This window comes from Stenotrophomonas sp. YJH_SMC_6 (genome assembly GCF_059371335.1).
Genome location: NZ_JCAFUM010000003.1, coordinates 276243 through 302030 on the forward strand (window position 1 = coordinate 276243; position 25788 = coordinate 302030).

Annotated in this window: 20 protein-coding genes; 9 read left to right on the top strand and 11 right to left on the bottom strand. The window is 66.5% G+C overall.

From position 1 onward, the window contains the following. Positions 1-26 precede the first annotated feature (26 nt). Together AC5P9N_RS04765 and betT are read left to right on the top strand one after the other, a co-directional pair. A complete protein-coding gene (locus AC5P9N_RS04765) occupies positions 27-416 on the top strand; it encodes a VOC family protein (RefSeq protein WP_005413725.1) in 390 nt (129 codons plus the stop codon). A 195-nt stretch (positions 417-611) separates the two neighbouring features. Then, positions 612-2591, top strand: coding sequence for a choline BCCT transporter BetT (gene betT / locus AC5P9N_RS04770; protein ID WP_059034659.1), 1980 nt, complete (start codon positions 612-614; stop codon positions 2589-2591). 73 nt (positions 2592-2664) lie between these two features. Here betT and AC5P9N_RS04775 read toward each other — a convergent pair whose 3' ends face one another. Both AC5P9N_RS04775 and AC5P9N_RS04780 read right to left on the bottom strand, forming a co-directional pair. After that, on the bottom strand, positions 2665-5292 hold the full coding sequence (locus AC5P9N_RS04775; RefSeq protein ID WP_099484268.1) for a TonB-dependent receptor: 2628 nt from the start codon (positions 5290-5292) through the stop codon (positions 2665-2667). A gap of 333 nt (positions 5293-5625) precedes the next feature. Further along, positions 5626-6603 (bottom strand): zinc-binding dehydrogenase, encoded by a 978-nt coding sequence (locus AC5P9N_RS04780; protein ID WP_099484267.1) that lies wholly within the window; start codon positions 6601-6603, stop codon positions 5626-5628. Positions 6604-7034: 431 nt separating this feature from the next. Here AC5P9N_RS04780 and AC5P9N_RS04785 point away from each other — a divergent pair, with 431 nt between their 5' ends. The 4 genes from AC5P9N_RS04785 to AC5P9N_RS04800 all read left to right on the top strand — a co-directional run bounded on the left by AC5P9N_RS04785 (position 7035) and on the right by AC5P9N_RS04800 (position 11329). Beyond that, positions 7035-9398: a ribonucleoside-diphosphate reductase subunit alpha gene (locus tag AC5P9N_RS04785; protein WP_495223814.1), complete on the top strand. Its 2364-nt coding sequence runs from the start codon at positions 7035-7037 to the stop codon at positions 9396-9398. 99 nt (positions 9399-9497) lie between these two features. Further along, entirely contained in the window at positions 9498-10538 is a 1041-nt protein-coding gene (locus tag AC5P9N_RS04790; protein ID WP_005413719.1) for a ribonucleotide-diphosphate reductase subunit beta, read from the top strand. 25 nt (positions 10539-10563) lie between these two features. Next, complete coding sequence (locus AC5P9N_RS04795; RefSeq protein WP_080240911.1) at positions 10564-11031, top strand: flavodoxin; 468 nt, start codon at positions 10564-10566, stop codon at positions 11029-11031. Further along, a complete protein-coding gene (locus AC5P9N_RS04800) occupies positions 11003-11329 on the top strand; it encodes a thioredoxin family protein (protein WP_099484265.1) in 327 nt (108 codons plus the stop codon). Before AC5P9N_RS04795 ends, AC5P9N_RS04800 begins: the two co-directional genes overlap by 29 nt. 113 nt (positions 11330-11442) lie before the next feature. Here the strand turns inward: AC5P9N_RS04800 and AC5P9N_RS04805 are convergent, their stop codons facing one another. Beyond that, a complete protein-coding gene (locus tag AC5P9N_RS04805; protein WP_099484264.1) occupies positions 11443-12774 on the bottom strand; it encodes an Nramp family divalent metal transporter in 1332 nt (443 codons plus the stop codon). 117 nt (positions 12775-12891) lie between these two features. Here AC5P9N_RS04805 and mntR point away from each other — a divergent pair, with 117 nt between their 5' ends. After that, entirely contained in the window at positions 12892-13362 is a 471-nt protein-coding gene (gene mntR / locus AC5P9N_RS04810) for a manganese-binding transcriptional regulator MntR (RefSeq protein WP_005409965.1), read from the top strand. Between the two features lie 40 nt (positions 13363-13402). Here mntR and AC5P9N_RS04815 read toward each other — a convergent pair whose 3' ends face one another. From AC5P9N_RS04815 to fabR, 4 genes are all read right to left on the bottom strand, one after another. Continuing rightward, entirely contained in the window at positions 13403-13951 is a 549-nt protein-coding gene (locus AC5P9N_RS04815) for a thioredoxin-like domain-containing protein (RefSeq protein ID WP_099484263.1), read from the bottom strand. After that, positions 13941-16100 carry a TonB-dependent receptor plug domain-containing protein gene (locus AC5P9N_RS04820; protein WP_099484262.1) on the bottom strand — a complete coding sequence of 720 codons (2160 nt, stop codon included), beginning with the start codon at positions 16098-16100 and terminating at the stop codon, positions 13941-13943. Before AC5P9N_RS04820 ends, AC5P9N_RS04815 begins: the two co-directional genes overlap by 11 nt. A 260-nt stretch (positions 16101-16360) precedes the next feature. After that, the gene (locus AC5P9N_RS04825; RefSeq protein WP_180863586.1) at positions 16361-18748 is read right to left on the bottom strand and encodes an autotransporter family protein; all 2388 of its coding nucleotides are present in this window, start codon (positions 18746-18748) and stop codon (positions 16361-16363) included. A gap of 364 nt (positions 18749-19112) precedes the next feature. Next, positions 19113-19769 carry an HTH-type transcriptional repressor FabR gene (fabR, locus tag AC5P9N_RS04830; protein ID WP_005409961.1) on the bottom strand — a complete coding sequence of 219 codons (657 nt, stop codon included), beginning with the start codon at positions 19767-19769 and terminating at the stop codon, positions 19113-19115. 92 nt (positions 19770-19861) lie between these two features. Between fabR and AC5P9N_RS04835 the strand changes: the two genes are divergently transcribed. Together AC5P9N_RS04835 and AC5P9N_RS04840 are read left to right on the top strand one after the other, a co-directional pair. Then, positions 19862-20932 (top strand): ferredoxin reductase, encoded by a 1071-nt coding sequence (locus tag AC5P9N_RS04835; RefSeq protein ID WP_180863587.1) that lies wholly within the window; start codon positions 19862-19864, stop codon positions 20930-20932. Between the two features lie 11 nt (positions 20933-20943). Beyond that, complete coding sequence (locus AC5P9N_RS04840) at positions 20944-22092, top strand: fatty acid desaturase family protein (protein WP_024957648.1); 1149 nt, start codon at positions 20944-20946, stop codon at positions 22090-22092. A gap of 5 nt (positions 22093-22097) precedes the next feature. On the opposite strand, the gene AC5P9N_RS04845 is transcribed toward AC5P9N_RS04840, so the two are convergent. The 4 genes from AC5P9N_RS04845 to AC5P9N_RS04860 form a co-directional block, all read right to left on the bottom strand. After that, positions 22098-22433, bottom strand: coding sequence for a tetratricopeptide repeat protein (locus tag AC5P9N_RS04845; protein ID WP_005409958.1), 336 nt, complete (start codon positions 22431-22433; stop codon positions 22098-22100). Continuing rightward, entirely contained in the window at positions 22433-23008 is a 576-nt protein-coding gene (locus AC5P9N_RS04850; protein ID WP_033833194.1) for a flavin reductase family protein, read from the bottom strand. The genes AC5P9N_RS04845 and AC5P9N_RS04850 overlap by 1 nt, the downstream gene beginning before the upstream one ends. Continuing rightward, positions 23005-23634, bottom strand: a complete 630-nt coding sequence (locus AC5P9N_RS04855; RefSeq protein ID WP_049470596.1) for a superoxide dismutase — start codon at positions 23632-23634, stop codon at positions 23005-23007. Before AC5P9N_RS04855 ends, AC5P9N_RS04850 begins: the two co-directional genes overlap by 4 nt. Positions 23635-24220: 586 nt before the next feature. Further along, positions 24221-25741: a thioredoxin family protein gene (locus AC5P9N_RS04860; RefSeq protein ID WP_099484259.1), complete on the bottom strand. Its 1521-nt coding sequence runs from the start codon at positions 25739-25741 to the stop codon at positions 24221-24223. Positions 25742-25788 lie beyond the last annotated feature (47 nt).

Genomic DNA, 25788 nt, shown 5'->3' on the forward strand with positions numbered 1-25788 from the left:
TGCGGCTTTCCACAAGGAGTGCCCGCATGTTCAGCCACATCACCGTAGGAACGAACGACATGGATGCCGCGCGCCGCTTCTACGATGCCCTGTTCGCCGCGATGGGGGCACGTCCGGGTGTGTTCGACGAAAAGGGTCGGCTGCTGTACTTCAAGGATGGGCGGATGTTCGGCGTCACCGCGCCCATCGATGGGCAGCCTGCATGCCATGCCAACGGCGGCACCATTGGTTTCACCCTCGACAGTGCCGAGGCCGTGCGCGGTTGGCAGGATGCTGGCGTGGCCCATGGGGGTACGGCCATCGAAGACCCGGCTGGCATCCGCAGCATGGCCGGGCGCCAGCTGTTCCTGGCCTACCTGCGCGACCCGGACGGCAACAAGCTGTGCGCGGTGCATGTGGTGCATGTGATGTCGTGATTGGACAGTACGCGCGTGGCCGCGATGCACGCGGTCCGCGCGCGGCTGCGCTCGCAGATATGCTTCGGCGCGCGCGTGATAACACGGAATGGCGGGCCGGGCCTGTGACCACAGGCCGCAACTTCATGCTCTGTCCACTGCGGTTCAGCCAGAATCGACCGGCTAACCCCTTGATCTACCGGAGAACGCCGCCCCATGGATGTACTGGAGCCGCAACAATCCCCGGTGCGCACCCTTCGGCCTGTGTTCGCCTTCGCGGCGATCGTTGTCGTGGCGTTCGCGCTGTTCGTCAGCCTGTTCCCGCTTGGTGCGGGCCGCCTTCTGCTGAAGGCACAGGACTGGGCCGCACTCAATGTCGGCTGGTATTACCTGCTGGCGATGACCCTCTATCTGGTGTTCGTGGTCGGCGTGGCGCTGTCCAAGTACGGTGGCATCAAGCTCGGCGCCGACCATGACGAGCCGGAGTTCAGCTACCTTTCCTGGGCCGGCATGCTGTTCGCTGCCGGCATCAGCATCACCCTGTTCTTCTTCTGCGTTTCCGAACCGCTGACCCACTATCTGCAGCCGCCGCAGGGCGATCCGGCCGCGGGCGAGGCCGGCGCGCGCCAGGCCATGCAGCTGCTGTTCCTGCACTGGGGCCTGCACGGCTGGGGTGTGTTCGCGCTGGCGGCGATGGCGATGGCCTACTTCGCCTACCGCCACAACCTGCCGCTGGCGCTGCGTTCGGCGCTGTACCCGTTGATCGGCAAGCGCATCAATGGCCCGATCGGCTACACCGTGGACGCGCTGGGCATTGTCGCTACCGTGTTCGGCATCGGCGCCGACATGGGCTTCGGCGTGCTGCATCTCAACGCCGGCCTGTCGCACCTGTTCAACATCCCGCATTCCAACCTGGTGCAGATCATCCTGGTGGTCAGCATGATGGGCGCGGCGGTGGCCGTGGCCGTCTCCGGCGTGGAGAAGGGCGTGCGCTGGATGGCCAACATCAACATGCTGCTGGCGATCGCGCTGGTGCTGTTCATGCTGTTTGCCGGGCCGACGCAGTACCTGTTCAGCACGCTGATGCAGAACCTGGGCGACTACCTGGGCAGCGTGGTCGGCAAGAGTTTTGATGTGTATGCCTATGGCGGCCGCCCCGAATGGCTGGGCGGCTGGACGGTGTTCTACTGGGCGTGGTGGATCGGCTGGGCGCCGTTCGTCGGCCTGTTCATCGCGCGCATCTCACGTGGCCGCACCATCCGCGAATTCGTGTTCGGCGTGCTGCTGATCCCGCTGGGCTTCACCCTGGCCTGGCTGTCGATCTTCGGCAACAGCGCGCTGGACCAGGTGCTGCACCACGGCCAGCAGCAGTTGGCACAGCTGGCGGTGGATGATCCACCGACGGTGCTGTATGCATTGTTGGATGGCTACCCGTGGAGCCGCACGGTGATCGCGGTGACGGTGCTGGTCAGCTTCATCTTCTTCGTGACCTCGGCCGACTCGGGAGCGGTGGTGTTGTCCACGCTGTCCTCGCACGGCGGCGCGCCGGAGGATGATGGTCCGCGTTGGCTTCGCGTGTTCTGGGGCACGGTGATCGCCGTGCTGACCGCCGGGCTGCTGCTGGCTGGGAGCATCGATGCGCTGAAATCGGCGGTGGTGCTGGCCTCGCTGCCGTTCTCGGCGGTCCTGCTGCTGATGATGTGGGGGCTGACCCGCGCCTTCAGTGACGAGTCGCACCGCAAGCGCGCGCTGCAGTACCGGCCCTCGCCGCTGATCGGCGACGACCGCCACCACCAGGGCTGGCGCCAGCGCCTGAGCCAGGCCATGCATTTCCCGGTGCGCGACCAGGTCTACCGCTTCATGGACGACACGGTGAAGCCAGCGATGGAAGCGGTGGCCGAACAGCTGCGCGGGCAGGGCTGGGATGTGGCCACGCGCTTCGAGGCCGGCGACATGGAGCTGACGGTCAATCACGGCGAGCAGCAGGACTTCCTGTACCGGGTGATCCTGAGTGGCTACCTGACCCCGTCGTTCGCGGCCCAGCAGCTGCGCAACCAGCGCTACTACCGCGCCGAGGTGCACTTGTTCGAAGGCAGCCAGGACTACGACCTGGTGGGCTACAGCCGCAAGCAGATCATCAACGACATCATCAGCCAGTACGAACGGCACCTGCAGTTCCTGCACCTGAGCCGGTGATGCGGTGGGTGCGGACCGTTGGTCCGCACACCCCTGCAGAGCCGAGCCCATGCTCGGCTCTGCAGGTGGCCCATCAGAACCGGTAGCGCGCCCCCAGCGAAATGAACTGCCCGCGCAGGTTGTACTGGCTGATGTCGAAACCATTGGAGCCACCGGCCGGGTCGAACGGCGGGTCCTTGTCGGTCAGGTTCAGCACCGACAGCGACAGCGTGGTGTTGGGAATCCCTTCGTACGCCACGTACAGGTCCAGCTGGTGATACGGCTTGATGCGATCACGCAGGCCGGGGTTGCTGGTCGCTGTCGCCACGCGCTGGTCATAGCCGCTCACGTACTGCAGGCTCAGCGTGCTGCTCCAGTCGCCCACTGCCCAGTTCAGCGACGTAGTGCCGCGGGTGCGCGGCAGTGCGCCGTGGCGGTTGTTGCCGGCCCCTTCATACGGTGCCTGACCGGCCACCAGCGGCTGCTTGAAGCTGAGCAGATGGGTCCAGCTGCCGGCCACGGTGAAGTTGCCCCAGCCTTCGGTGCGGAAGGTGCGGTTGGCTTCCAGATCCAGGCCCGAGGTGGTCAGTTCGCCCTGGTTGGCATACTGGTTGGTGATGAACTGGATGCGTCCCTGTGCATCACGCTGCACGCGGCCGGGGAACAGCGTCGGGTTGTCGACGATGAACTGCGCGCTGTCCGGCTTGACCAGGTTGTCCTGCTCGATGCGGTACCAGTCCAGGCCGATGCTGGTGTCGCCATCCGGCGACCACACTGCACCGACGTTGAAGTTGCGCGAGCGTTCGGCCTTCAGGTCCGGGTTGCCGGTACGGATGTTGGTGACGCCACGGCTGCCGCCGGGCTGCAGCGGGTCCAGCGGATCGATCACCGAGCCGTAGCTGACGGTCTGGCCCGGCGCGATCTCCGGCAGCGACGGTGCGCGGAAGCCTCGCGAGAACGAACCGCGCAGCAGCAGGCTGTCCAACGGCTGCCAGCGCAGCGCCACCTTCGGCGAGAACGCGTTGCCGAAGTCGTCATAGTGGTCGCCACGACCGGCCACCTGCAGCTCCAGCGTGCGGTGCAGCGGCACGCTCAGTTCGGCGTAGGCGGCGCTGACCTGGCGCTCGCCGTTGACCACGTTGATGGCCGGGCGCAGTTCGGTGCCCGACAGCACCTGCGCACTGGTGCGCGCGTCCAGTGATTCCTTGCGGAACTCGGCACCCCAGGCGAAGCCGACCGCACCGGCCGGCAGCTCCCACAGCGAGGTCGAGGCCTTCACGTTCAACGAATGCAGCTTGTACCAGCCCGGACGCTTGGTCTGCAGGCGCAGTGCATCCAGCGCGCCCGGCGTGCTGGAGGGGTTGAGGAAGTTGTAGCTGCCATCGCGCAGGATCTGCTCGAACGCGTAGCGGTTGACGAAGTTGTCGACGTATTCGCGCTGCGCGCTCTGCGAGGTCAGCGCCGCCACCTCCCAGTCCCATCGCTCGCCGCTGCCACGCACGCCGGCCAAGGCGCGGTAGAACACCTGGGTGTTGTCCTTCAGGCGCGGGCCGAGGTCGAAGAACGTGTACTCGAACGGCAGCGGCGTGCTGCCCGGATTGTTCGGGTGGCCGACCGGCAGCACCGCCGGCACGTCGATCAGGGTGCCGGTGGCCGGGTTGTACGCGCGCAGGCCGGGGCCGACGGTCAGCGGCGCGCTGAAGATCTGGTCGGCCTTGTTGTGGCTGTACAGTACGTCGGCGAAGGCTTCGACGCTGTCGTTGAAGCGGTAGGTCGCGCTCAACGACGCCTGCAGGCGCTCGGCGCCGGGCTGCAGGGTTTTGAACGGCTGGGCGTTGAAGGCGCAGGCCTGGCCGGGCAGGGTGCTGCCGAAATCGCTGTACGGGCGCAGCTGGCTGCCATCCGGGCAGTTGGCGAACGGTTGCGGTGCGCGCGGGTTGGACAGCCAGTTGCCACCGGCGGTGGACCAACCGGCCAGGCGACCGCCGGGCTTGTCGCGGAAATCGCCGCTGCGGGTGTAGGCACGCTGGTCGGCGTCGAGGCGATCACGCTTGAGCAGGTCCAGCCCGAACAGCACGTTCCAGCCCTGCTGTTCGAGGTCACCGAAGCCAGCCAGCAGGCTGGCCTTGCGCTCGTTCAGGCCGCCCTGGGTGGCGGTACCGAAGCCGCCGCCGACTTCCACGCCCTGGAAGTTCTTGCGCAGGATGATGTTGATGACACCGGCGATGGCATCGGAACCGTACACCGCCGAAGCGCCGTCCTTCAGCACTTCGATGCGTTCGACCGCGCTGATCGGCAGCGCGTTGAGGTCGACGAAGGTGTCCTGGGTGTTGAGCGCGAAACCGAAGTTGGAGACGCGGTAGCCGTTGACCAGCACCAGCGTGTTCTTCGGAGACAGGCCACGCAGGCCGATCGAGGCCGAGCCGGCGGCGAAGCTGCCGGTGTACTGTTCGTCGAAGCTGTTGCCGGCATTGGCCGACAGGTTGCGCAGCACGTCGGTGAGGGTGGAGCGGCCGGTCTGCTCGATCTGTTCGCGGCTGACGATCTGCACCGGGTTCGGCCCGGCGGTATCGCTGCGCTTGATGTTGGAGCCGGTCACCAGCACGGCGCCGAGGGTGGTGCTGTCCTTGCCAGTATCGGCGGATTCAGCGGCGCCGGCAGCGCCGGCGGTGAGGCCCAGCGCGATCGCGCCGGCAAGCAGGTTCAGGGTGGTGCGGTACATGGAAGCGACAACGCCGAACGGGGGAGGAGCCGTCAGTACCGCACGCAGGCACGTGCGCCTTCCAATGACGAAAGCGCATTCAGTTATACATCACAGGTTCTTAACGACCGGGATGCCCCTTTCGTGCGCGTCTGGGTTCTGGGATGGAACTGCGCCAGGCGTTCCCGGAACCGAGGAGGAGGTAGAGTCGACTGGGTAGAGTCGACTGTTAGTCGACTGCTCTTCCGTCCCCTTGCCGGAAACCTCATCCCCTCGCGCTACGCGCGAGAGTCGACTGACAGTCGACTCTACCGGGGCAGCGCCATTACCGGGACAGCGCCGTCTGCTGCCGCATCACGGCCGCAGCAGCACCTTGCCATTGCGTCCCGACCCAGCGCCAGCCTTCACTGCCTCGGCGATATCATCCAGCGCGAAGATCTGCTCCACCGGCAGGGTCAATTCCCCCTGCGCCGCACGCTTCAGCAGCTCGCCAACCAGCCGGCGCTTGTCCTCAACCGCCATCGCCTGGCTGACCTTGCTGCCCCAGAACCCCTTCACCGTGGCTTCCTTGTAGATCAGGCCGCCGGCGGGAATGCGCATGGGTTCGCCGCTCATCACTCCGAACGACACCAGCGTGCCGTGGTGGCCGAGCAGGTCGACCAGGTCACCGCTGGCGTCGCCGCCGATGGAATCCACCGCGGCCGCGGCCTGTGCTTCGCCGGTCGCTTCACGCACGCGATCCTTCCAGCCGTCCACCGAGGTGTCGAATACATGATCGATGCCCAGCGCCTGCAACTGCGCGACTGCATCGGCATTGCGCACCAGGTTGGCCACAAGCACGCCACGCGCCCGCGCCAGCATCGCCAGCGACTTGCCCACCGCGCCGTTGGCGGTGTTCTGCACGATCCACTGGCCCGGCTCGACGTGCAGGAACTCCAGCAGCATCAGCGCGCTCAGCGGCATGGCAATCAGCTGCGCGGCCATTTCGTCCGGGATCGCCTCCGGCATCGGAATCACCATGCGTGCCGGCGCAATGAACGCTTCGGCCCAGGTGCCGTGCACCGAGGCAGCGGCCACCCGCTGGCCGACCTGCAGGCCGTCGACGCCATCGCCGAGTGCATCGATCACGCCCAGTGCTTCACTGCCACCGATCGCCGGCAGGGTCGGCTTGTAGCCGTACAGGCCGCGCACGGTCAGCAGATCGTGGTTGTGGATCGAGGCCAGCACGGTGCGGATGCGCACCTCGCCGGGGCCGGGCTCGGGCAGCGGCGCATCGGCAATGGCAAGGACGTCGGCCGGGTTGCCGAAGGAGGGGTACTGGGCAGCGCGCATGGGCGGTGTTCCGGGGAAAGTTGATGTTGTACCGAACTGGGGACGCAGGCGCTGTCGACAAGGCGCCGCAGGTGCAACACGGCATCCTGCGACTGATCGTCGCGACATGTATTGATTACCGCATCTTGTGTTGACGAGTTCGGATATCCCCACTATGTTGTGGCCGTCACTCCCGGTCAGCCGCCGCCGCCGGACATGCAGCAAACGTCCCGCGGCCCGCCCCTGAGGCTCGCCGTGTCGACGCGGCCGCCATCGTGCGGACGCAGGTCGCCCCCACGGCCCGGATACCGGCCGCAGGCGCAGGCAGATGCCGACGACCTACGTTCCCGTGCCCTGGCAATCCCACCCGTTCGCCCCGTGCGCCGGTATCGCGTTCAGGGCCGCCATGGCATCGACCGCCAACGCGCGCGCGAGCCTGGAGTTTCACCACCATGACCGACAGTACCTTCCGCGTGGCCGATCTGGCCGGCGCTGGCGACGCCTTGCGCGCCGGTGGCGAGCGCGTGCCGACCTGGATCACCAAGGAGGCCGGCAACCGCCGCCTGCCGTTCGAGGCCGAACGCCTGCAGCGCAGCATCGACGCCGTGCATGCCGAGTTCCCGCAGCTGGACGTGAGCGAATACCGCCGCGTGGTGCAGGCGATGGTCGAGCGCAAGCCCAGCCTCAGCGCCGATGACCTGGTCGATCTGCTGATCCGCGAGGCCGAGTCGCGGGTGGACCTGGTCGCACCCGAGTGGGAACAGTTTGCCGCGCGCATCTACCTGCGCCGCCTGTACAAGCGCGCCAGCCGCAACCGCTTCTATGACGTCGGCCTGAAGTACGGCTCCTACGTGGGCCTGCAGGAAAGCCTGGCCGACCGCGGCATCTACAGCAACGACATCCTGCGCTGCTACTCGAAGGAAGAATTGCAGCAGGCCGGCGAGATGATCGATCCGGAGCGCGACCGACTGTTCGCCTACAACGGCCTGTACCTGCTGGCCACGCGCTATCTGGCCAGCGATCGCAGCCGCGAGGTCTACGAGCTGCCGCAGGAGCGTTGGCTGACCATCGCGCTGTACCTCATGCAGGAAGAAAAACCGCGTGAGCGGCGCATGCAGCTGGTCGGCGAGGCGTATTGGGCGCTGTCCAACCTGTACATGACGGTCGCCACACCAACGTTGGCCAATGCCGGCAAGGTGGGTGGGCAACTGTCCAGTTGCTTCATCGACACGGTGGATGACAGCCTGCAGGGCATCTATGACTCCAACACCGATATCGCCCGTGTGTCCAAGCATGGCGGCGGCGTTGGCGCATACCTGGGCTATGTGCGCAGCAGCGGCGCGCCGATCCGTGGCGTGGCCAATTCCTCTGGCGGCGTGGTGCCGTGGATCAAGCAGCTCAACAACACCGCGGTGTCGGTCGATCAGCTTGGCCAGCGCAAGGGCGCGGTGGCGGTGTACCTGGACATCTGGCACCGCGACATCGAAGCGTTCATGGACCTGCGCCTCAACAACGGCGACCAGCGCCTGCGCGCGCACGATGTGTTCACCTCGGTGTGCGTGCCCGACCTGTTCATGGAGGCGGTGGAGCGCCGCGCCGACTGGTACCTGTTCGACCCGCACGAGGTGAAGCAGGCCAAGGGCTGGTACCTGCAGGACTTCTACGACGAGACGCGCGGCGCGGGCAGCTTCCGCGACCGCTACGCCGAACTGGTGGCCGACGAGCGCATCAGCCGCCGCACGGTGAAGGCCATCGATCTGTTCAAGCGGATCATGCTCAGCCAGCTGGAGACCGGCAACCCGTTCCTGTTCTACCGCGACGAGGTCAACCGCCGGAACCCGAACAAGCACGCGGGCATGATCTATTCCAGCAACCTGTGCACCGAGATCCTGCAGAACATGAGCCCGACGCGGATGATCCAGGAGATCGTCAGCGGCGACCAGATCGTCACCACACGCCGTGCCGGCGATTTCGTGGTCTGCAACCTGTCCTCGATCAACCTCGGCCGGGCGATCAGCGCACCGGATGACCTGCTGGCCACCGATGTGCTGGAGCGCCTGATCCCGATCCAGGTGCGCATGCTCGACAACGTGATCGACCTCAATGCGTTGCCGGTGCCGCAGGCCACGATCACCAATCGCAAGTATCGCGCCATCGGCCTGGGCACGTTCGGTTGGCACCACCTGCTGGCGCAGCAGGCAATCCAATGGGAATCACCGGATGCCGAGGCGTTGGCCGACCGGCTCTACGAACGCATCAATTTCCTGACCATCCAGGCCAGCGCGCAGCTGGCGAAGGAGAAGGGCAGCTACCCGATGTTCGCTGGCAGTGACTGGCACAACGGGCGTTACTTCCGCGACCGCGACTACAGTGGCGCCGCGTGGGACAGCCTGGCCCGCGAAGTGGCCACGCACGGCCTGCGCAACGGTTGGCTGCTGGCGGTGGCGCCGAATATGAGCACGGCGCAGATTGCCGGTTCCACCGCCTCGATCGACCCGATCTACAGCGCGTTCTACTACGAGGAAAAGAAAGACTTCCGGCGGCCGGTGGCGGCGCCGGGCCTGTCGCTGGAGACCTGGCCGTACTACGAGAAGGGCGCCTACAAGGTCGACCAGTTCGCCAGCGTTCGCCAGAACGCGCGCCGCCAGCGCCATGTCGACCAGTCGATCAGCTTCAACCTGTACGTGCCCAGCACCATCCGCGCCAGCACGCTGCTGGAGCTGCACCTGAGCGCCTGGCGCGAAGGTCTGAAGACCACCTACTACGTGCGCTCCAACGACATCGACATCAGCGAATGCGAATGGTGCTCCAGCTGATCAATGGTAGTGCCGGCCGCTGGCCGGCAACCCCGCGATCTTCGGTAGTGCCGGCCGCTGGCCGGCAACACGATAGAAAGAGAACGAAGGCAGAAAACCATGGCAACTCCCCTCGACCGCATCAAGATCCTCGAACCTCGCCATCCCAACCGCAGCACCGGCATCATCAACGGCCAGACCAGCGGCATCCTCAACTGGAACGACATCCCGTACCCGTCGTTCTATCGGGCCTACAAGGAGCTGTCGACCAATTTCTGGATTCCCGACGAGGTCGACATGAAGCTGGACGCCCGCCAGTACGGCGAGCTGAACGCGCGCGAGAAGAACGCCTACGACTCGATCATTGGCCTGCTCGCCACGCTCGATTCACCGCAGACGCGCTTCATCTACAACGTCGCGGAGTACATCACCGACCCGGCCGCGCACGCCAATGCGGCGATCATCGGGCAGCAGGAAGTGATCCACAACGAGAGCTACAGCTACGTGCTGGCCTCGATCACCGACCTGCCGAACCAGAACCGCATCTTCGAGATCGCCCGTACCCACCCGACCATCATCAAGCGCAATGCGCCGATCATGGGGGCGTATGACGATTTCATGCGCGAGAAGACCGCCGAGACTCTGCTCAAGTCGTTGATCCAGTCCTCGATCCTGGAGGGCATCAATTTCTATTCCGGGTTCGCGTACTTCTACAACATGGTGCGGCAGAACCGCATGAATGGCACCGGCAAGATCATCAGCTTCATCAACCGCGACGAGCTGGCGCATACCAAATTCATCAGCGAGCTGATCCGCGCCATCATCGGCGAGAACCCGGAGCTGCAGACCAATGAGCTGACCGCCTACGTACACCAATCGTTCGAGCATGCCATCGAGCTGGAGACGCAGTGGTCGTCGGAGGTGCTGGATGGCATCGACGGCATCGACGTGGACGAGATGGTGCGCTACGTGAAGTACCGCGCCAACAAGATGGCCGGCATGCTCGGCATCGAACGCCTGTACAGCGACACCACCGACAACGTGATGCCGTGGATCAAGGCCTACGCCGACAACTTCACCGAAACCAAGACCGACTTCTTCGAGATGCGCAATGCAAGTTACAAGAAGACCAACGTCGACAACGGCTTCGACGACCTGTGAGTCCGGCGCCGCGCTGAGCATCCTGGTGGTGGTCGCCTCGTTGAGCGGCAACACCCGCGAGCTCGGCCGGCAGATCGCCGAGCGTTGCCGCGCCGCAGGTCATTCGGTTCACTGGCAGGAGGCGGACGATCTGCGCCAAGCGCCGCCGCTGGCGGCCGACGAGGCTGACCTGGTGCTGCTGGGTTGCTGGACCGACAACGCCGGCCGCACGCCGTCGGAGATGAAGGCATGGGTGGCCGGCATCGCCGAGCGCGGCGAGCGGCCGCGGCAGCTGGCGGTGTTCGGCACCGGCGAAACGCAGTGGGGGCAGGAGTACTACTGCGGCGCCGTGCACCGCCTGATCCGCTACTTCCGCAGCGACTATCCGCCGCTGGAAATCGAACAGATGCCGCATGGTCAACGCCATGCGGGGGCCATCGAGGCCTGGACCGACGCGGTCCTGGCCCACTATTGGAGCAACACCGATGCAGATCATCGACGCCACCACGCCTGAGCAGTTCCGGCAGCTGCTGGCCGAGCACCCGCGGGTGCTGGTGGATTTCCACAAGGACCAGTGCCCGGGGTGCCGGATGCTGGAGATGTCGTTGCACCGGGTGGCCAACAGCATGGCGGGGCAGGGCACGACCCTGCTGCGCGTGCAGCTGGAAGTGCTGGGTGAGGCGTTCTTCAGGGAGCTGGGGCTGCGGCAGACGCCGACGCTGTCGCTGTTCCGTGACGGCGACGAACGCACGCGCCTGGCCGGATTCCAGTCGCCGCAACAGATCGAGGCCGCGATCGCGTTGCATCTGTAGCGTGGAGATGGCGGGGGCGGATCCCTTGCCAGAGGCAAGGGCTCTGACCCCGCATCGTGTAAAGGCATCCACGCATGGCGTGGATCTACTGGGTCCAACCCCTGGATCTGGCATTACCCGCCGCTGAAGGTGTCGACCAGCAGCTTCACGTTCAACCCCACGATCACCAGCGCGATCACCCAGGCGATCGCGCCCAGCCAGCGCGGGGCTACCAACGCGCCCATCGTCACCTTGTCGGTCACGATCCGCACCAGTGGGATGATCGCGAACGGCAGCTGCATCGACAGCACCACCTGGCTCAGCACCAGCAGCTTTACCGCGCCCTGGTCGCCGAACAGCATGATCACCACCACCACCGGAATGATTGCCAGTGCGCGCGTGATCAGCCGCCGCAGCCACGGCGGCAGGCGCAGGTGCAGGAAACCTTCCATTACGATCTGGCCGGCCAGCGTGGCGGTCACTGTCGAATTCAGGCCCGAGGCCAGCAGGGCCACCGCGAACAACGTCGCCGCCGCGCCCACGCCCAGCATTGGCGCCAGCAGCTGGTGGGCCTGCTCGATGTCTTCCACGTCGAAACGGCCATTGGCATGGAACACCGCCGCCGCCAAGATCAGGATGCTGGCGTTGATGAACAGTGCCAGGGTCAGCGCAAGGGTGCTGTCGGTCACCGCCCAGCGCAGCGCGCTGCGACGGCCCTCATCGGTGCGCGGGTAGGCACGGGTCTGCACGATGGACGAATGCAGGTACAGGTTGTGCGGCATCACCGTGGCACCAATGATGCCGATCGCGATGTACAGCGCGTGCGGATCGGTCACCACCTGCGCGCGCGGAATGAAGCCGCCCAGCACTGCCATCACCGGCGGCGCAGCCATCGCGATCTGCACCACGAAGCAGGCGAAGATCACCATCAGCAGCGCGATCACGAAGGCCTCCAGCGCACGGAAGCCGCGGTTCATCAGCAGCAGTACCAGCAGCGTGTCCAGGGCGGTGATCACCGCGCCCCACAGCAGCGGCAGGTCGAACAGCAGCTTCAATGCGATCGCGGTGCCGATCACTTCGGCCAGGTCGCAGGCGATGATCGCCGCCTCGCACAGCGCCCACAGCGCCAGGTTCACCGGCTTCGGGTAACGCGCGCGGCAGGCCTGGGCCAGGTCCATGCCGGTGGCGATACCGAGCCGCGCAGACAGCGCCTGCAGGATCACCGCCATCAGGTTGGAAATGAGGATGACCGACAACAACAGGTAGCCGAAGCGCGAACCGCCGGCGAGGTCGGTGGCCCAGTTGCCCGGGTCCATGTAGCCGACCGAGATCATGTAGCCCGGGCCGAGGAAGGCCAGCAAGCGGAACCACCAGTGACCCTTGTCGGGCACCGCCACCGAGGCGTTGAGCGCACCCAGGCTGGCCGCAGTGGAGGCCGAAGGGTCGCGGGGTGCCAGGGTGTTCATGGGTCCGAATATAGCACCTGCTATAGTCATTAGCAATGTGAAACAATCGTCTTTATCGCGTTACTGGTCCAGAATTCAGGTTCAACACCGGATCACCCCGGAAGGACAGGCGCAGGCGTGGGCAAGACCGACGATTCGACATCGCTGAAAAGCACCCCCTTGATCGAGGCCGAGCGCCAGGTCGAGAGCTTCCGGCAAGTGCGCGAGGCGCACCGGATGGAGCTAGTGGAGGACTATGTCGAGCTGATTTCGGACCTGCTGGCCGACGGCGGCGAGGCCCGCCAGGTCGACATCGCCACCCGCCTGGGCGTGGCCCAGCCCACCGTGGCGAAGATGCTGCGGCGCCTGGCCCGTGATGGCTGGGTGGTACAGCGGCCGTACCGTGGCGTGTTCCTGACCCCGGAAGGCGAGGCGCTGGCCCACGCCAGCCGCCAGCGCCACCAGACCGTGGAGCGTTTCCTGCTGGCGCTGGGCGTGGACGCGGATACCGCGCGGCGCGATGCCGAGGGCATCGAGCACCATGTGAGCGAGCAGACGCTGGCGTTGTTTGAAGCGTTCGTGCGCAAGGCCGAGGGCGGGGCGCTGTAACGGTAGCGCCGGGCCATGCCCGGCGGCATTTCGCGCGACCCTACAATCCAGGCGGGCAGCGTGCCTGTTCCTGCGCGCACGCCCGTTTCGTCCATTCCTTCAGCACTGGCTGCAGGCCGTCGTAGCGTCGCCCTTGCCAGCCATTGGCCAGCACCGTGCCGTCGGCATCGATCAGTACCAGATTCGGCGGTGCCAGCCCAGCCAACGCCTGCAGTGCCGGCATGCGCGCGGTGCGGCGCGGGTCCAGCACCGGCCACGGCATGTCCTGCGCGTGCATGTAGCGGCGCAGCGCGGCCTCGCTCTCATCCAGGCTGACGTACACCACTTCGGTATCGGCGCCGGCCTCGCGCAACGCGTCGCGCACGCTGCGCAAGGTGGGTACAAAGGCATGGCACGGTGCACACCAGTCGGCACCAAAGTACAGCGCCACCAGCTTCGGCGGCGGCGTCCATTGCATCGGCCGCAGCGAGCGCTGTTCCGGCCGCATCAACGAGGCCGAAACCTGCGCGTGCAGGTCCGCAGCCATCGCCGGAGCGGCCAGCAGCACGGCACAGGCCAGCAGCAGCGCTCGCAGTGCTTCAGAACGCATAGCGCAGGTTGACGTACCACGAGCGCGCGAAGCGCGGCCCGTAGACATAGTCGCTGTCACGCAGCGCGCCCACTTCCAGATCCTTCTGGCGCTGATCGAACACGTTCTTGACGCCAGCGGCTACCGACACTTCCTGCTGCGCCTGCGCGCCCAGATGCCGGTGCCAGCGCGCCCCGAGATCGGTGACCAGGAACGAGCGCGTACGGTGCAGCTCGCCCAGCCGGTTGTTCAGCACCGACATCGGGCCGGTGTGGCGCAGCGCGACGAAGGTTTCCCACGGCTCGGCGGGCATCCAGCTGAGCTGGGCCAGGCCGGTCCAGCGCGGGGTCTTCAGGTAGTCGCGGCTTTCGATCACGGTGTCGCCTCCATCGCCGGTGTCGTCGAAGATGCGCTGTGGTTCGCGGAAGCGTGAGCGGTACCACGAGGCACCCGCGGTCAGGCGCCACTGCGGCGACGGCTGCCAGCCCAGGTTGGTTTCCGCGCCCAGCACGTTGGAGCCGGAAGCGTTGTAGCGCAGCTGGCTCAGCTGTCCGTCATCGCCACGCTGGATCTCGCCCAGCGCGAAGGTGTCGCGGATGCGTGCATAGGAGGCGGTGGCATCCCAGCTCCATACCGGATTGGCCGGGTCCGAGCGCCAGTCGAAGCCGAACAGGGTGGTCAACGCGCGCTCCTCCTTCAGGCCGTCGGTGTTGCGCACGCGCACCTGTTCGCCACCCAGCGTGTCGACATGCACGTCCTCGACGAAGATTTCCGGTGCACGGAAGCCGGTGGCGATGCCGGCACGCCACTTCAGGTTCGGCGTGGCCTGCCAGGCCAGCGCGATGCGCGGCGAGAACACCGCGCTGTCCAGCTCCGAGCTCTTGTCCACGCGTGCACCCAGCACCACGTCGACGTTGTCGCGCAGACTCCATTCGTCCTGGATGAAGGCGCCCAGGTTGTGGAAGGTGGCGTCTTCCAGCACCGCAAGGCGCTGGCCATCCCCGGTGCGGTTGTCGTCGCGCAGCGCCTCATGCTTGTACTGCACGCCGAAGGCCAGCGCGTGCGCGCCCAGCCGCCAGTTCAACTGGCTGTCGATGTAGTGCAGCGGGTTGTGGGTGCGGCCGTACTGGCGCCACGAACGCGAGGCCGCGCTGCCGGCCACGTTCGGGTCCAGCTGCGACGGGTCATAGCCCGGCGCGGACGGATCGGTAACGACGTCGCCCAGACCGCCATAGAAGCTGTCGCGGTCAATGTCGGCGAAGGCGTAGGCCAGGCGGAAATCGACGTCGGCATTGACTTCCTGGTCCCACGACACGCTGCCGCGGCGGTATTTCGTATCCAGCGATTCGGCGATGTTGGCCAGGTATTCCGGCTGGTCCAGGCGGTTGCCGCCACGCCGGGTTTCATCGGTCACCTGCAGGTCCAGGCGCAGCCGCGTTCCCGGCGTCGGTGCGTACCAGGCCTGCAGCCCGCCGACCTTGAGGTTCTTGCGGGTGATTTCGGTGTAGCCGTCACCGTTGTAGTCGATGCCGCTGTTCCAGTTGCGCTGGGCAATCACCGACAGGCCGGCGTCTGCTTCCTTGGCCACCAGGTCCAGCCGCACGTCGGCGTTCTTCTGCGGCGTGCCTTTCAGGACATCCACGCCGGCCTGCACATGGCCACCGCTGCGCGCCGGCAGCGGCGGAATCAGGTTGATCACACCGGCAACCGCACCCGGGCCGTACAGCGCCGAGCCACCGCCCTTGACCACTTCGATGCGGTCGACGAACCCGGCCGGGATCTGTTCCAGGCCGTACACGCTGCCCAGCGTGGACAGCAGCGGGATGCCATCGAACAGCAGCTGGTTGTAGGCACCGGGCAGGCCCAGCAGCTGTACTTCGCTGGTGTTGCAGTTCTGGCAGTTGCTTTCCACGCGCAGGCCGTTGATCAGCTCGGCGGCACGGGAGAAGTCGGTGGCCGCGCGCAACGCGATGTCTTCCTTGCGCAGCACTTCGGTGCGGATCGGGACATCGGACAGCAGGCGTTCGCTGCGGGTGGCGGTGCTGACCTTCACCTGCACGCGGTCCAGCTCGGTCGGCTTCGGTGTGGCGGCCAGTGCGGGCAGCGGCAGGGTCAGGGCGATGGCGGCGGCCAGGGGCAGCCGATGGAAGAGGGGTGTGGCAACGGGCATGAAGGCGTCGTCCTTGGGAGAGGAAAGGCGGCGAGGGCGACCTGGCTGACGCATATGAAAGCAGAGGGTTATAGATATAGCAACGGCTATATAAATAAGTCCGTGCAATCACGAAGCCGAAAGCGGGATCAGAACATCGCGGACGACGATGTTATAACAGTACAAGTAAGCGCCAGAACCCTGCCGGATGTCATGCCCGGCAGGGTGCGAGGGGAGTTGAGGAACGCCGCCCCGGGCCTGGGCCCGGGGCGGCGTTGGCCTTACCAGGCGGCGCGCAGACCCACCTGAGCACCATGGTTGCGGTAGCCGCTGTCGCCGCGCTGCACACGCAGGTCACCCCATGCGCTCCAACGCTGGCCCAGCTGCAGCTGGGCACCGGCCTGCACTTCGTAGCGGTTCTCCGGCGTCTTCGCGCTCAACGACTCACTGTTGAAGCGCATGGCCTCATCGCGCTGCCCGCGCAGCCAGTTCGCCGCCAGGAACGGCTGCACGCGGTTGCCCTGCAGCGTGCCCTGGCCAAACAGGCGTACGCCGAGGCGGCTGTTGAGGCCGCCGCCGCGACCGTCTTCGACCGTGGTGCCATTGTTTTCAACCAGACTGTCGCCGTCGTAGTCGGTCCAGGTCAGCTGCGCCTGCGGCTGCAGGTACAGCGTGCTGGCCTCACTGCTGCGGATGGCCCAGGCATAACCGGCTTCCAGCGATGCACTGCGGGTCCTGGAGTCGTAGGTTTCACGGGCGATGCCTTCGCCCTGCACTTCGTTGTCGAAGCGCGCCGCCTGCAGCCAGCCGTCCACATACAGGCCGGCACTGCTCTGTGCATCCTGCACCCAGCCCAGGTAGACACCGGCCGACTTGCCCTTGACCTTGCCGCGGGTGCCATAACCGCTCAGCGTCGACACCGCCTGTGTGGTCGCGTCGCCGGTGCCGAGCATCACGCCGACCTGGCCACGGCCATCGCCCCAGCGCCAGACATCGCTGCCCAGCTGCAGGGTGTTGATGTGGGTACGGGCATCGACCTGGCCGGCCACGTTGGCCTGCAGCTGGTCACGCCCGGCGCGCACCCAGGTGCCGATGCGGGCGCGGTCGAAACCGGGCTCGCCGCGGTCATGGCGGCGCAGCTGGAACATCTGCACGGCCGCGGCCTGATTGGCCAGGTACGCGCCCGGCTCCGGACGCAGCACGGGGACCGGATCGACGGGATTGACCGGGTCCACCGGATCGACCGGGTCCACAGGATCGACCGGATCCACCGGACCAGTGCCCTGGCACTCCGGCAGCGACGGATTGATATCGCACGGATTGCCGGTGTAGGCCGACGTCAGGTACCAGTTGCCGTTGGTCGCGCCCGGAGTGCCCTTGCGCAGGAAATACTCGTACATGCCACCGATGGCGCGGCCCTGCAGCGCGAGGTGGCCATTGCTGGCACCGTCCACCTGCACCAGCGGAATACCGTTGACGGTCTGTGCGCCAGCACCGGCAATGTTGTTGACGGTGACCTGGGTGGTGCCGCTGGTATCGCCGGTGACATGCACGCGCGAGCTTGCTGCGTCGTCGCCGGCCAGCACGGTGTTGAAGTGCAGGGTGCCGCCATTGCCGCTGTAGTTGCCGTTGACGGTCAGCTGCGGATAGGCCGCAGTGCCCGCTGCACCGAGGAAGATGTTGCTGCCTGCACCCAGGGTGAGGTTGCCGGTGTTGCTGTCGCCGGACAGTGTCCAGCGGCCGCCCTGGTCGACGATGACGTCGGCCGGGCCGAGGATGCGGCCGGTGAGGTCGAGGCCGTCAAGCAGCCTGACCTTTGCGGTGGCGGTATCGGCAATGGTGATATCGCCCTTGAGTGTGGAGGTGCGGGCGGTGAAGTCGAGCAGGGCGTTGTCGCGCGCTTCGATCATTACGCCGTTGCCGCCCGTGAGCGTGGCGCCGTTCTGAGCGGTGATGCGTACGGTCTCGTCACCGCTACCGCGGGTGACGAGGATCGCACTCCCTGCGGTTCCGGCGACCGAGGATCCATCGATTGTCAGTCCCCACTCGCTGAAGTTCTCCGCAAATCTTGTATCACCGTTGTAATTGACGGAGATGCCGTTGGTATCCCCTTTGACGGACGTCCCGGCGTTGAGATTGACCGTGGCGCCGGTGACGAGAATTCGATTGTTGAACAGGGTGGCTTCGCTATCGAGGCGACCACCCGCCGATGCGGCGAAAGAGATGCCTCCGGATCCGGCAACGGTGCTTCGAATCAACGACACGTGAGAGCGTGGAAGCGCAGAAGCGCCCACAGTCGTGGACAGCGTGATACGGCCGTCAATATTCGAGTCCTGGATGACGGCGTTGCTGTTGACCAGGCTGTTTATGCCTCCGCCGGTGACCGTGGCGTCCTGCAGCGCGATGGAAGCAGGGGCGCTGCCCGCGTAGCGACCGGTGATCGTGGAAGTTCTGGCGTTCTGGACGATCAGCGCTCCACCATTGACGGAGAAGGCCTCACCTTCCAGCGTGCTGCCAGGCGTGACAGTTACTGTCTGCCCGGGGTTGACGGTTGCTGCGCCGGTTACGCCTGCGGCACTGAAGAGCAAGGAGGCGACTACGGCCAGGCCAAGTCGTGAGCGCACCGGGGGAGTGGAAGCAAGCATCGGCGTGAACTGCATCATGCGCATGGGTGTTTCTCCTTGAAGCTCATTGGGGTGGGACCTGCATCCGCAGGGCCGGAGGCGGCACTGTGCGGATCGGGTCTTGCCTGGGCCATGCAATTAATCTGAAACGACTGCAGCGGCACTTGCCGGATTCAAACGTCGTTCAATAACTCACCAAACTGAATGGAGCGCGGGTCTGAATAATTCAGCGTGCGTGAGAGCGCAGTGAATGGCGCGTGCAGGATGTCCAACCTGCGCATTTGCGACACAGATCTGTGATGGCGCCCGCAGTTCACCGGCACGGCGGTGCCGTGTGGGAGGCTGGAGTCGGGGTGTGCGGGGCAGGGCCCTTTCCTGCGGAAAGGGATCCGGCCCAGGGAGAGATTGATCAGCCGCGGCGGAACGCGGCGGGGGTGCGGGCGCCGACGATGATCATGCGGATCATCGTGGAGATCTGTTCGACCAGCTCCGGATCCTTCTCCGGCGGCAGGTCCATGGCGGTGGCGCCCATCGCGAACACCAGCCGGGTGATGGCCTTGGCCACCAGTTCCGGGGCATGCAGTACGGCGCCATCCAGTGCGGCCAGACGCACCAGGTCGTGCTGCAGCTCTTCCTCGAAGTAGTGCAGTTCGCGTTCGACCGCGTGCTTGAAGTCGTCCGAGCCGACCGCGCCTTCGCGCAGCAGCACGTGCAGCAGCTTGTCGTCGGCGCGCAGCTGCTCCATGAAGGTCTCCACGGAAACGCGCACCACGCTGGTGGCGGTGGAGGTGGCGCGCTGGCGGGCCTCGCCGATGATGGTGCGCAGCGAGCGGCCGGCGGCGTCGATCAGCGCCACGGCCAGTTCATCCATGTCGCGGAACTGACGGTAGAAGCTGTTCGGCGCGATGCCGGCCTCACGTGCCACTTCGCGCAGGCTGAGCGTCGACAGGCTGCGGTGCGGCCCGATCAGTTTCAGGGCGGCGGCCAGCAGATCCTCGCGGCTCACCGTACGGCGGGCCGGGCTGTTGGCATCTTCGGGCGTCGACAAGGCGGTGGCGGCGGCCATGGGGGTTCCGGTGGGGCGAGGCTGAATCATACCCAATCCGGTTCAATATACACATGTATACACAGGTGTATGTGCGCCCGTATAGTTCGCTCATGAGCGCTGTCGTCCGTCCGTCCCTGTTCTCTCCGTACCGCTGGGTCTCGCCGTCGCTGTTCGATTTCTGGGCGGGCCAGCTCAATCCCCTGTGGACCCTGCGTGAGCCGGTGGCCAGCCTGGTCCGGCGTGAGCCGGCCGGCGAGGGCGCGGCGACCCTGATCCTGCGCACCAACCGGCACTGGGCCGGCATGCGTGCCGGCCAGCACGTCACCATCGGCGTCGAGATTGAAGGACGCCTGTGGCAGCGCAGCTACAGCCCCACCGCGCTGGGTCGGCGCGAGCTGGCGATCACCGTCAAGGCGATCGACGGCGGCCGGGTCAGCCAGCATCTGGTCAACCACGCGCAGCCGGGCGAACTGTTCCGCCTCGATGCCGCCTTCGGCGAGTTCCATATGCCGGCCGCGGCGCCGGTGCTGCTGCTGGCGGCTGGCAGTGGCATCACGCCGATGCGCAGCCTGTTGCGCGACGCCTGCCAGCGCCCGCTGGCAGCGCCGGTGGACCTGTTCTACTGGGAGCGCACCGCCGCCCATCTGCAGTTCCGTGATGAACTGCAGGCGCTGGCCGCGGCCCATCCGAACCTGCGCGTGCACCTGCTGACCACCCGCGAGGGTGAGGCGCCGGCCGCGCGAATCGATACCCATGATCTGCAGGTGGCCGGCGATGACACGCCGCTGGCGCAGCGCCATGTGCTGGCCTGCGGCCCGGACGGCTTCGTTGCTGCCGCGCGTGAGCGCCTGGCGCACCAGGTGGCTGGCTTCCAGGCCGAAGCCTTCACCCCGCCGGCGCCGCTGCGCGATGCCAGCAGCGAAGGCGAGGTGTCGCTGACGCTCGCGCGCAGTGGCCGCCAGCTGAGCGTGCCGCGTGGCCGCTCGCTGCTGGAAAGCCTGGAAGCCCATGGCATCAAGCCCAAGCATGGTTGCCGCATGGGCATCTGCAATACCTGCACCTGTGATCGCGTCAGTGGCGCCACCCGCCATCTGCGCACTGGCGACCTGCAGTCCGAATCGGCACAGCCGGTGCGGATCTGCGTGAGCGCACCGACCACCGACCTGACTTTGGATCTCTGAGGACGCCTGCCATGACCCGCGCTACCGACCGTGCCCTGAGTACTGCCGAGATGCATGCCTTCGGTGAGGAACTCGACGCGATCCGCGACCGTGTGATCGGCAGCCTCGGCGCCTCCGACACCCGCTATATCCGCCGCGTTGCCGCCGCCGTGCGCTGGTTCGGCGTGGGCGGCCGTGGCCTGCTGTTCCTGGCGGCGTTCTCGCCACTGTTCTGGATGCCGCTGCTGTGGCCGGCTGCGATCACCGGCACGCTGCTGCTGGCGCTGTCAAAGATCCTGGAGAACATGGAGCTGGGCCACAACGTCATGCACGGCCAGTTCGACTGGACCGGCGACCCCAAGCTCAACGGCAACACCTATGAGTGGGACATCGTTGCCACCGCCGACAACTGGCGCAAGACCCACAATTTCCGCCACCACACCTACACCAACGTGCGTGGCATGGACGATGACATCGGCTACGGCCTGCTACGCATCTTCCCGGAACAGCGCTGGAAGCCGTTCTACCTGCTGCAGCCGATCATCGCACCGATCTTCGCGCTGCTGTTCCAGTGGGGCGTGGCCGCGCAGGACCTGCGCCTGGGCCGTTGGCTGAAGGGCCGCATCAGCGGCCGTGCGATGTGGATGCAGACCCGCCCGGTGGCGCGGAAAATGGCCCGCCAGGTGCTGAAGGACTACGTGTTCTTCCCGCTGTTGGCCGGCCCGTTCTTCCTCACCGTGATGCTGGGCAACCTGGTCGCCAACGGCCTGCGCAACATCTGGACCTACGTGATCATCTTCTGCGGCCACTTCACCGCCGAATCGGAAACCTTCCCGAAGGAATGCCTGCGCAATGAATCGCGCGGCCACTGGTACCTGCGCCAGCTGCGGGGTTCGTCCAACATCAGCGGCGGCTTCCTGATCAACGTGCTGTCGGGCAACCTCAGCCACCAGATCGAGCACCACTTCTACCCGGACCTGCCGGCCAACCGCTATGCGGCCATCGCCAAGGAAGTGAAGGACATCTGCCGCCGCTACGGCCAGCACTACAACAACGGCTCGCTGCCGCGCCAGTTCGGCCAGGTGGTCTGGCGCATCCTGCGTCACGCGTTCCCGAGCAAGCCGCGCCGCCTGCCGATGTCGGACATCATGTCCGCACCGGCATCGGCCAACGCGGGCTGATCGACTCAGCCCGCTTTCGCCAGGTCCGCCTGCTCGCGGTCCAGGCGTCGCAGGAACACCTGCATTTCCTTGCGTGCCTGCTGGTCGCCCTTGCTGCCGGCCACGCTCAGGCCGCGTTGCCATGCTTCGCGCGCCGCCTGCGGCTGGCCACTGGCCAGCCAGGCCTTGCCCAGGAGCTTCCAGGCCGCCGAGTACTGCGGATCAAGCACCACGCAACGGCCCAGATGGGTGGCCGCGCGCACCGGGTTGCCGGCATCCAGCCAGCCCTTGCCCAGGCCGAAGCGCAGCAGCGCGCCGTCCTTGCCGGCGGCAAGCATGCATTCCAGAGCTTCAATGTTCATCAGCGCACCTCCACCAGCAGCTCGGCTGGGCCGGGCTGGAAGCGGCCGCGATGGAACAGCAGCGGCGCGCCGCCGTTCTCGTGCACTTCGATGATGCGGCCGGCCAGCAGCAGGTGATCACCCACCGGCCACTGTGCGTGGCGGGTACAGGTGAGATGGGCGACCGCACCGGCGATGCGCGGTGGGGCGTCCTCATCGTCATCCAGCAATGCCAGGCCGTCGAAGCGGTTGCGTACCTGCGGATCGGCAAAGCGCCGGGCCAGCGCTTCCTGGTCGGCCGCCAGCACGCTGATCGCAAAGCGGGTGGCGCGCTGGAAGGTGGACAGGCTCTGCGCGTGCAATGCCAGGTTCCACAGCACCAGCGGCGGCTGCAATGACACCGGCACGAACGAATTGATGGTCAGGCCGATGGGCTTGCCCTGCGCATCGCGTGCGCAGACGATGGCCACGCCGGTAGGAAAGTGGCCGAGCAGCCGCCGCAGTGCGCGCGGCGGCATCTCGACCGACGGCACCGGGGCCGGGGCGGGGAACACCCCCGCCCACGGCCCGGCGTACGGCAGTGTCTCGCCGCTCATGAGGCCCTGGCCTGGCGGTAGCGCCGGCCGACCTCGGCCCAGTTGATGATGTTGAAGAACGCACCGATGTAGTCCGGGCGACGGTTCTGGTAGTGCAGGTAGTAGGCGTGTTCCCAGACATCCAGTGCGAGGATCGGGGTGTTGCCCGACAGGCCCACGGCTGCACCCATCAACGGGCTGTCCTGGTTGGCGCTGCTTTCCACCTGCAGGCGGCCATCGCGATCGCTGGTCAGCCAGGCCCAGCCGCTGCCGAAGCGGGTCTGCGCCGCCTTGGTGAAGGCGTCCTTGAAGGCATCGAAGCCGCCAAGATCGCGGTCGATGGCGGCGGCCAGCTCACCATCGGGTGCACCACCGTGGGTGCTGAGTACGGTCCAGAACAGGCTGTGGTTGGCGTGGCCACCGCCGTTGTTGCGGACCGCGCCACGCTGGGCCTCGGGCACGGCATCCAGGTTGGCGATCAGCGCCTCGACCGGCTGCTCGGCGATGCCGGACTGCTCGATGGCGGCGTTGAGATTGTTGACGTAGGTCTGGTGGTGCTTGCTGTGGTGGATCTCCATCGTGCGCGCATCGAAATGCGGCTCGAGGGCGTCGTAGGCGTAGGGGAGCGGGGGAAGCGAGTACGACATCGAAGCAATCTCCGTGGGGAAGGCCAGAGGGCTGGCCGTGGGGAGATCGTTATCGCACCTCAACATTGGTTGAGGTCAAGGGGCGGGATTGAAATGCGTGCGCGTTCATCGCTTTGTTTCTTTCTGGTAGGCAGGGGCTGATGGGTCAGCGCAGGACACGCCGTGAACCCATCCATGGGGGCTCGATGGCGCCATCCATGGCGCCAACGGTCCTGCGCTGACCCATCAGCCCCTGCAGGACAGCTCCGTACGCTTGCGCGGAGACGGAGTCAAAGGCAGGAGCAGGAGCGGCATGGTAGTGCCGGCCGCTGGCCGGCATGCGGGCAAGGTAGGGTTGCCGGCCAGCGGCCGGCACTACCAGAACCCGCTTTTCGAACCTCACCGGCGCGCTGATGTGCTGCCCGCGCTCGCAGGAAACCGTCCGATGGCGGGGGAATGGGCTGGCCGGGACCGTTGGCGCCATGGATGGCGCCATCGAGCCCCCATGGATGGGTTTACGGCGTGTCCCGGCCAGCCCCTTCCCCCGCCATAACCGATATCAACAAAAGCGCCGGCAGGCGAACCAGCCGCCAGCGCTTTCATCAACTCAACTCAACCAGTCCTTGCACGCACCATCAACCTGTTCGCCGCACGCCTGCTGCATCCGCTGCTGCAGCCGCGCCAGCGTCTCCGCACCCTGGTGCTTGCCGCTCCACGCCTTCAACTGCCCGGCCAGGCGCTCGAAGCGCTGGCGGGTGCGCTGGTGGTAGCCCGACGGCTGCGCTTCCAGTTCGGCGATCAGTGAGGCGGTGGCCTGCTCGATGCGCGGTGCGTCGTCCGGTGCCAGCTTCAGCAACCCTTCCACGTACAGCACGCCCCACTGCACGCGGGTGGCCGGGCCCTGTGCACCGTCGTAGGCGCGCTTCAACCACTCCAGTGCACCGGCGGTATCGCCGCGCTGCTCGGCCAGTTCGGCCAGCTCGGGCATGTAGTAATACGGCTGTTCGCTGCGCTTCAGCTCGGCCAGCAACAGCGCCTCGGCACCGGCGTCGTCGCCAACCTCGCGCAGCGCATGGACCGCGCTGCTGATCGTGGCCTGGCGCGCATGCGCATCGGTGGCGGCGGCATCGGCAGAGGCCACGCGCTGCTTGACCCGATCAACCAGGGCCGCGGGCAGTGCACCCTTCGGCTGCTGCTGGCGGGCCAGCGATACTTCGGTCAGCGCACGCGACAACGCGTCGTCGGCGCGATCACCGCGCTCGGCATCTGCGCGCTCCAGTGCGACCAGCAGCTGCTGTCCCAGCGTGTTGCTGGTGGCCGGCCCGGCACTGGCCTGCTTGACCAGTTGCACGCCCGCATAGCCCAGCAGCTCCCGGTTGCGGCGCACTTCCGCCGGTTGCGCCAGCACCGCCTGCAGCAGCTCGCGTACTTCGGTGGGCGAGGCATCGGGCTTTTCGGCGGTTGCCAAGGCAAGCAGAGCGAAGCGACGCTGCAGGGCGGCATCCGGTGCCGCCTTGGACAACTGGCGCAGTACGTCCTGGCTCTTGCGCTCGCCGGCGAGGCGGTTGGCGTCCACTTCCCAACCGTAGTCGCCCAGTACCTGCCAGTCTTCGGCGGCCAGGCGGTCCGGCGTCGCCAGCGCGGTGGCCAAGGTGGCGGCAACAGCACTGCGGCGGCCTGCGGCAACGGTCAGTGCCCGGGTCAGTTCGGCGGCGTCGTTGCCGCCGGCCACGCGGGTGATTTCGTTGCGCTGTGGGTCCAGCACGATCAGGGTCGGATAGCCGCGTACGCCGAAGCGTTCGCCCCAGGCCTGCGCACCTTCTTCGTCGCCATCCAGATAGACGGGCACGAATTTGCTGGTCAGCGCGATGAAGGCCGGGTCCTTGAACAGGCCCGCCTTGAGCTGGTTGCACGGTGGGCACCAGACCGCGCCCCAGTACAGCAGCACCGGCTTGCCGCTGTCGGCGGCTTCGGCGAAGGCATCGTCCACATCGCCCTGGCGCCAGGCGATGGCGGACGCCGGCGCGGGTGCCTCAGCGGAGTTGGCGGTGGAAACCGGGGCCGGGGTGCAGGCGCTCAGCGCCGAAGCCAGCAGCAACACGGAAAGCGCGACGCGCATCGGCAGCATCTCGAAGGGCAGGGTGACAGGCCATTGTAGGAACCGCCGGGGAGCCC

Excerpts from the sequence above, each read along its gene's own strand:
- AC5P9N_RS04790 (WP_005413719.1), top strand. The coding sequence starts at position 9,498 with ATGGCAACTCCCCTCGACCGCATCAAGATCCTCGAACCTCGCCATCCC.
- AC5P9N_RS04785 (WP_495223814.1), top strand. The coding sequence starts at position 7,035 with ATGACCGACAGTACCTTCCGCGTGGCCGATCTGGCCGGCGCTGGCGAC.
- AC5P9N_RS04855 (WP_049470596.1), bottom strand. The coding sequence starts at position 23,634 with ATGTCGTACTCGCTTCCCCCGCTCCCCTACGCCTACGACGCCCTCGAG.
- AC5P9N_RS04820 (WP_099484262.1), bottom strand. The coding sequence starts at position 16,100 with ATGCCCGTTGCCACACCCCTCTTCCATCGGCTGCCCCTGGCCGCCGCC.
- betT (WP_059034659.1), top strand. The coding sequence starts at position 612 with ATGGATGTACTGGAGCCGCAACAATCCCCGGTGCGCACCCTTCGGCCT.
- AC5P9N_RS04815 (WP_099484263.1), bottom strand. The coding sequence starts at position 13,951 with ATGCGTTCTGAAGCACTGCGAGCGCTGCTGCTGGCCTGTGCCGTGCTG.
- AC5P9N_RS04845 (WP_005409958.1), bottom strand. The coding sequence starts at position 22,433 with ATGAACATTGAAGCTCTGGAATGCATGCTTGCCGCCGGCAAGGACGGC.
- AC5P9N_RS04775 (WP_099484268.1), bottom strand. The coding sequence starts at position 5,292 with ATGTACCGCACCACCCTGAACCTGCTTGCCGGCGCGATCGCGCTGGGC.
- AC5P9N_RS04835 (WP_180863587.1), top strand. The coding sequence starts at position 19,862 with ATGAGCGCTGTCGTCCGTCCGTCCCTGTTCTCTCCGTACCGCTGGGTC.
- AC5P9N_RS04765 (WP_005413725.1), top strand. The coding sequence starts at position 27 with ATGTTCAGCCACATCACCGTAGGAACGAACGACATGGATGCCGCGCGC.
- AC5P9N_RS04800 (WP_099484265.1), top strand. The coding sequence starts at position 11,003 with ATGCAGATCATCGACGCCACCACGCCTGAGCAGTTCCGGCAGCTGCTG.
- AC5P9N_RS04860 (WP_099484259.1), bottom strand. The coding sequence starts at position 25,741 with ATGCTGCCGATGCGCGTCGCGCTTTCCGTGTTGCTGCTGGCTTCGGCG.
- AC5P9N_RS04805 (WP_099484264.1), bottom strand. The coding sequence starts at position 12,774 with ATGAACACCCTGGCACCCCGCGACCCTTCGGCCTCCACTGCGGCCAGC.
- fabR (WP_005409961.1), bottom strand. The coding sequence starts at position 19,769 with ATGGCCGCCGCCACCGCCTTGTCGACGCCCGAAGATGCCAACAGCCCG.
- AC5P9N_RS04825 (WP_180863586.1), bottom strand. The coding sequence starts at position 18,748 with ATGCGCATGATGCAGTTCACGCCGATGCTTGCTTCCACTCCCCCGGTG.
- AC5P9N_RS04850 (WP_033833194.1), bottom strand. The coding sequence starts at position 23,008 with ATGAGCGGCGAGACACTGCCGTACGCCGGGCCGTGGGCGGGGGTGTTC.
- AC5P9N_RS04780 (WP_099484267.1), bottom strand. The coding sequence starts at position 6,603 with ATGCGCGCTGCCCAGTACCCCTCCTTCGGCAACCCGGCCGACGTCCTT.
- AC5P9N_RS04840 (WP_024957648.1), top strand. The coding sequence starts at position 20,944 with ATGACCCGCGCTACCGACCGTGCCCTGAGTACTGCCGAGATGCATGCC.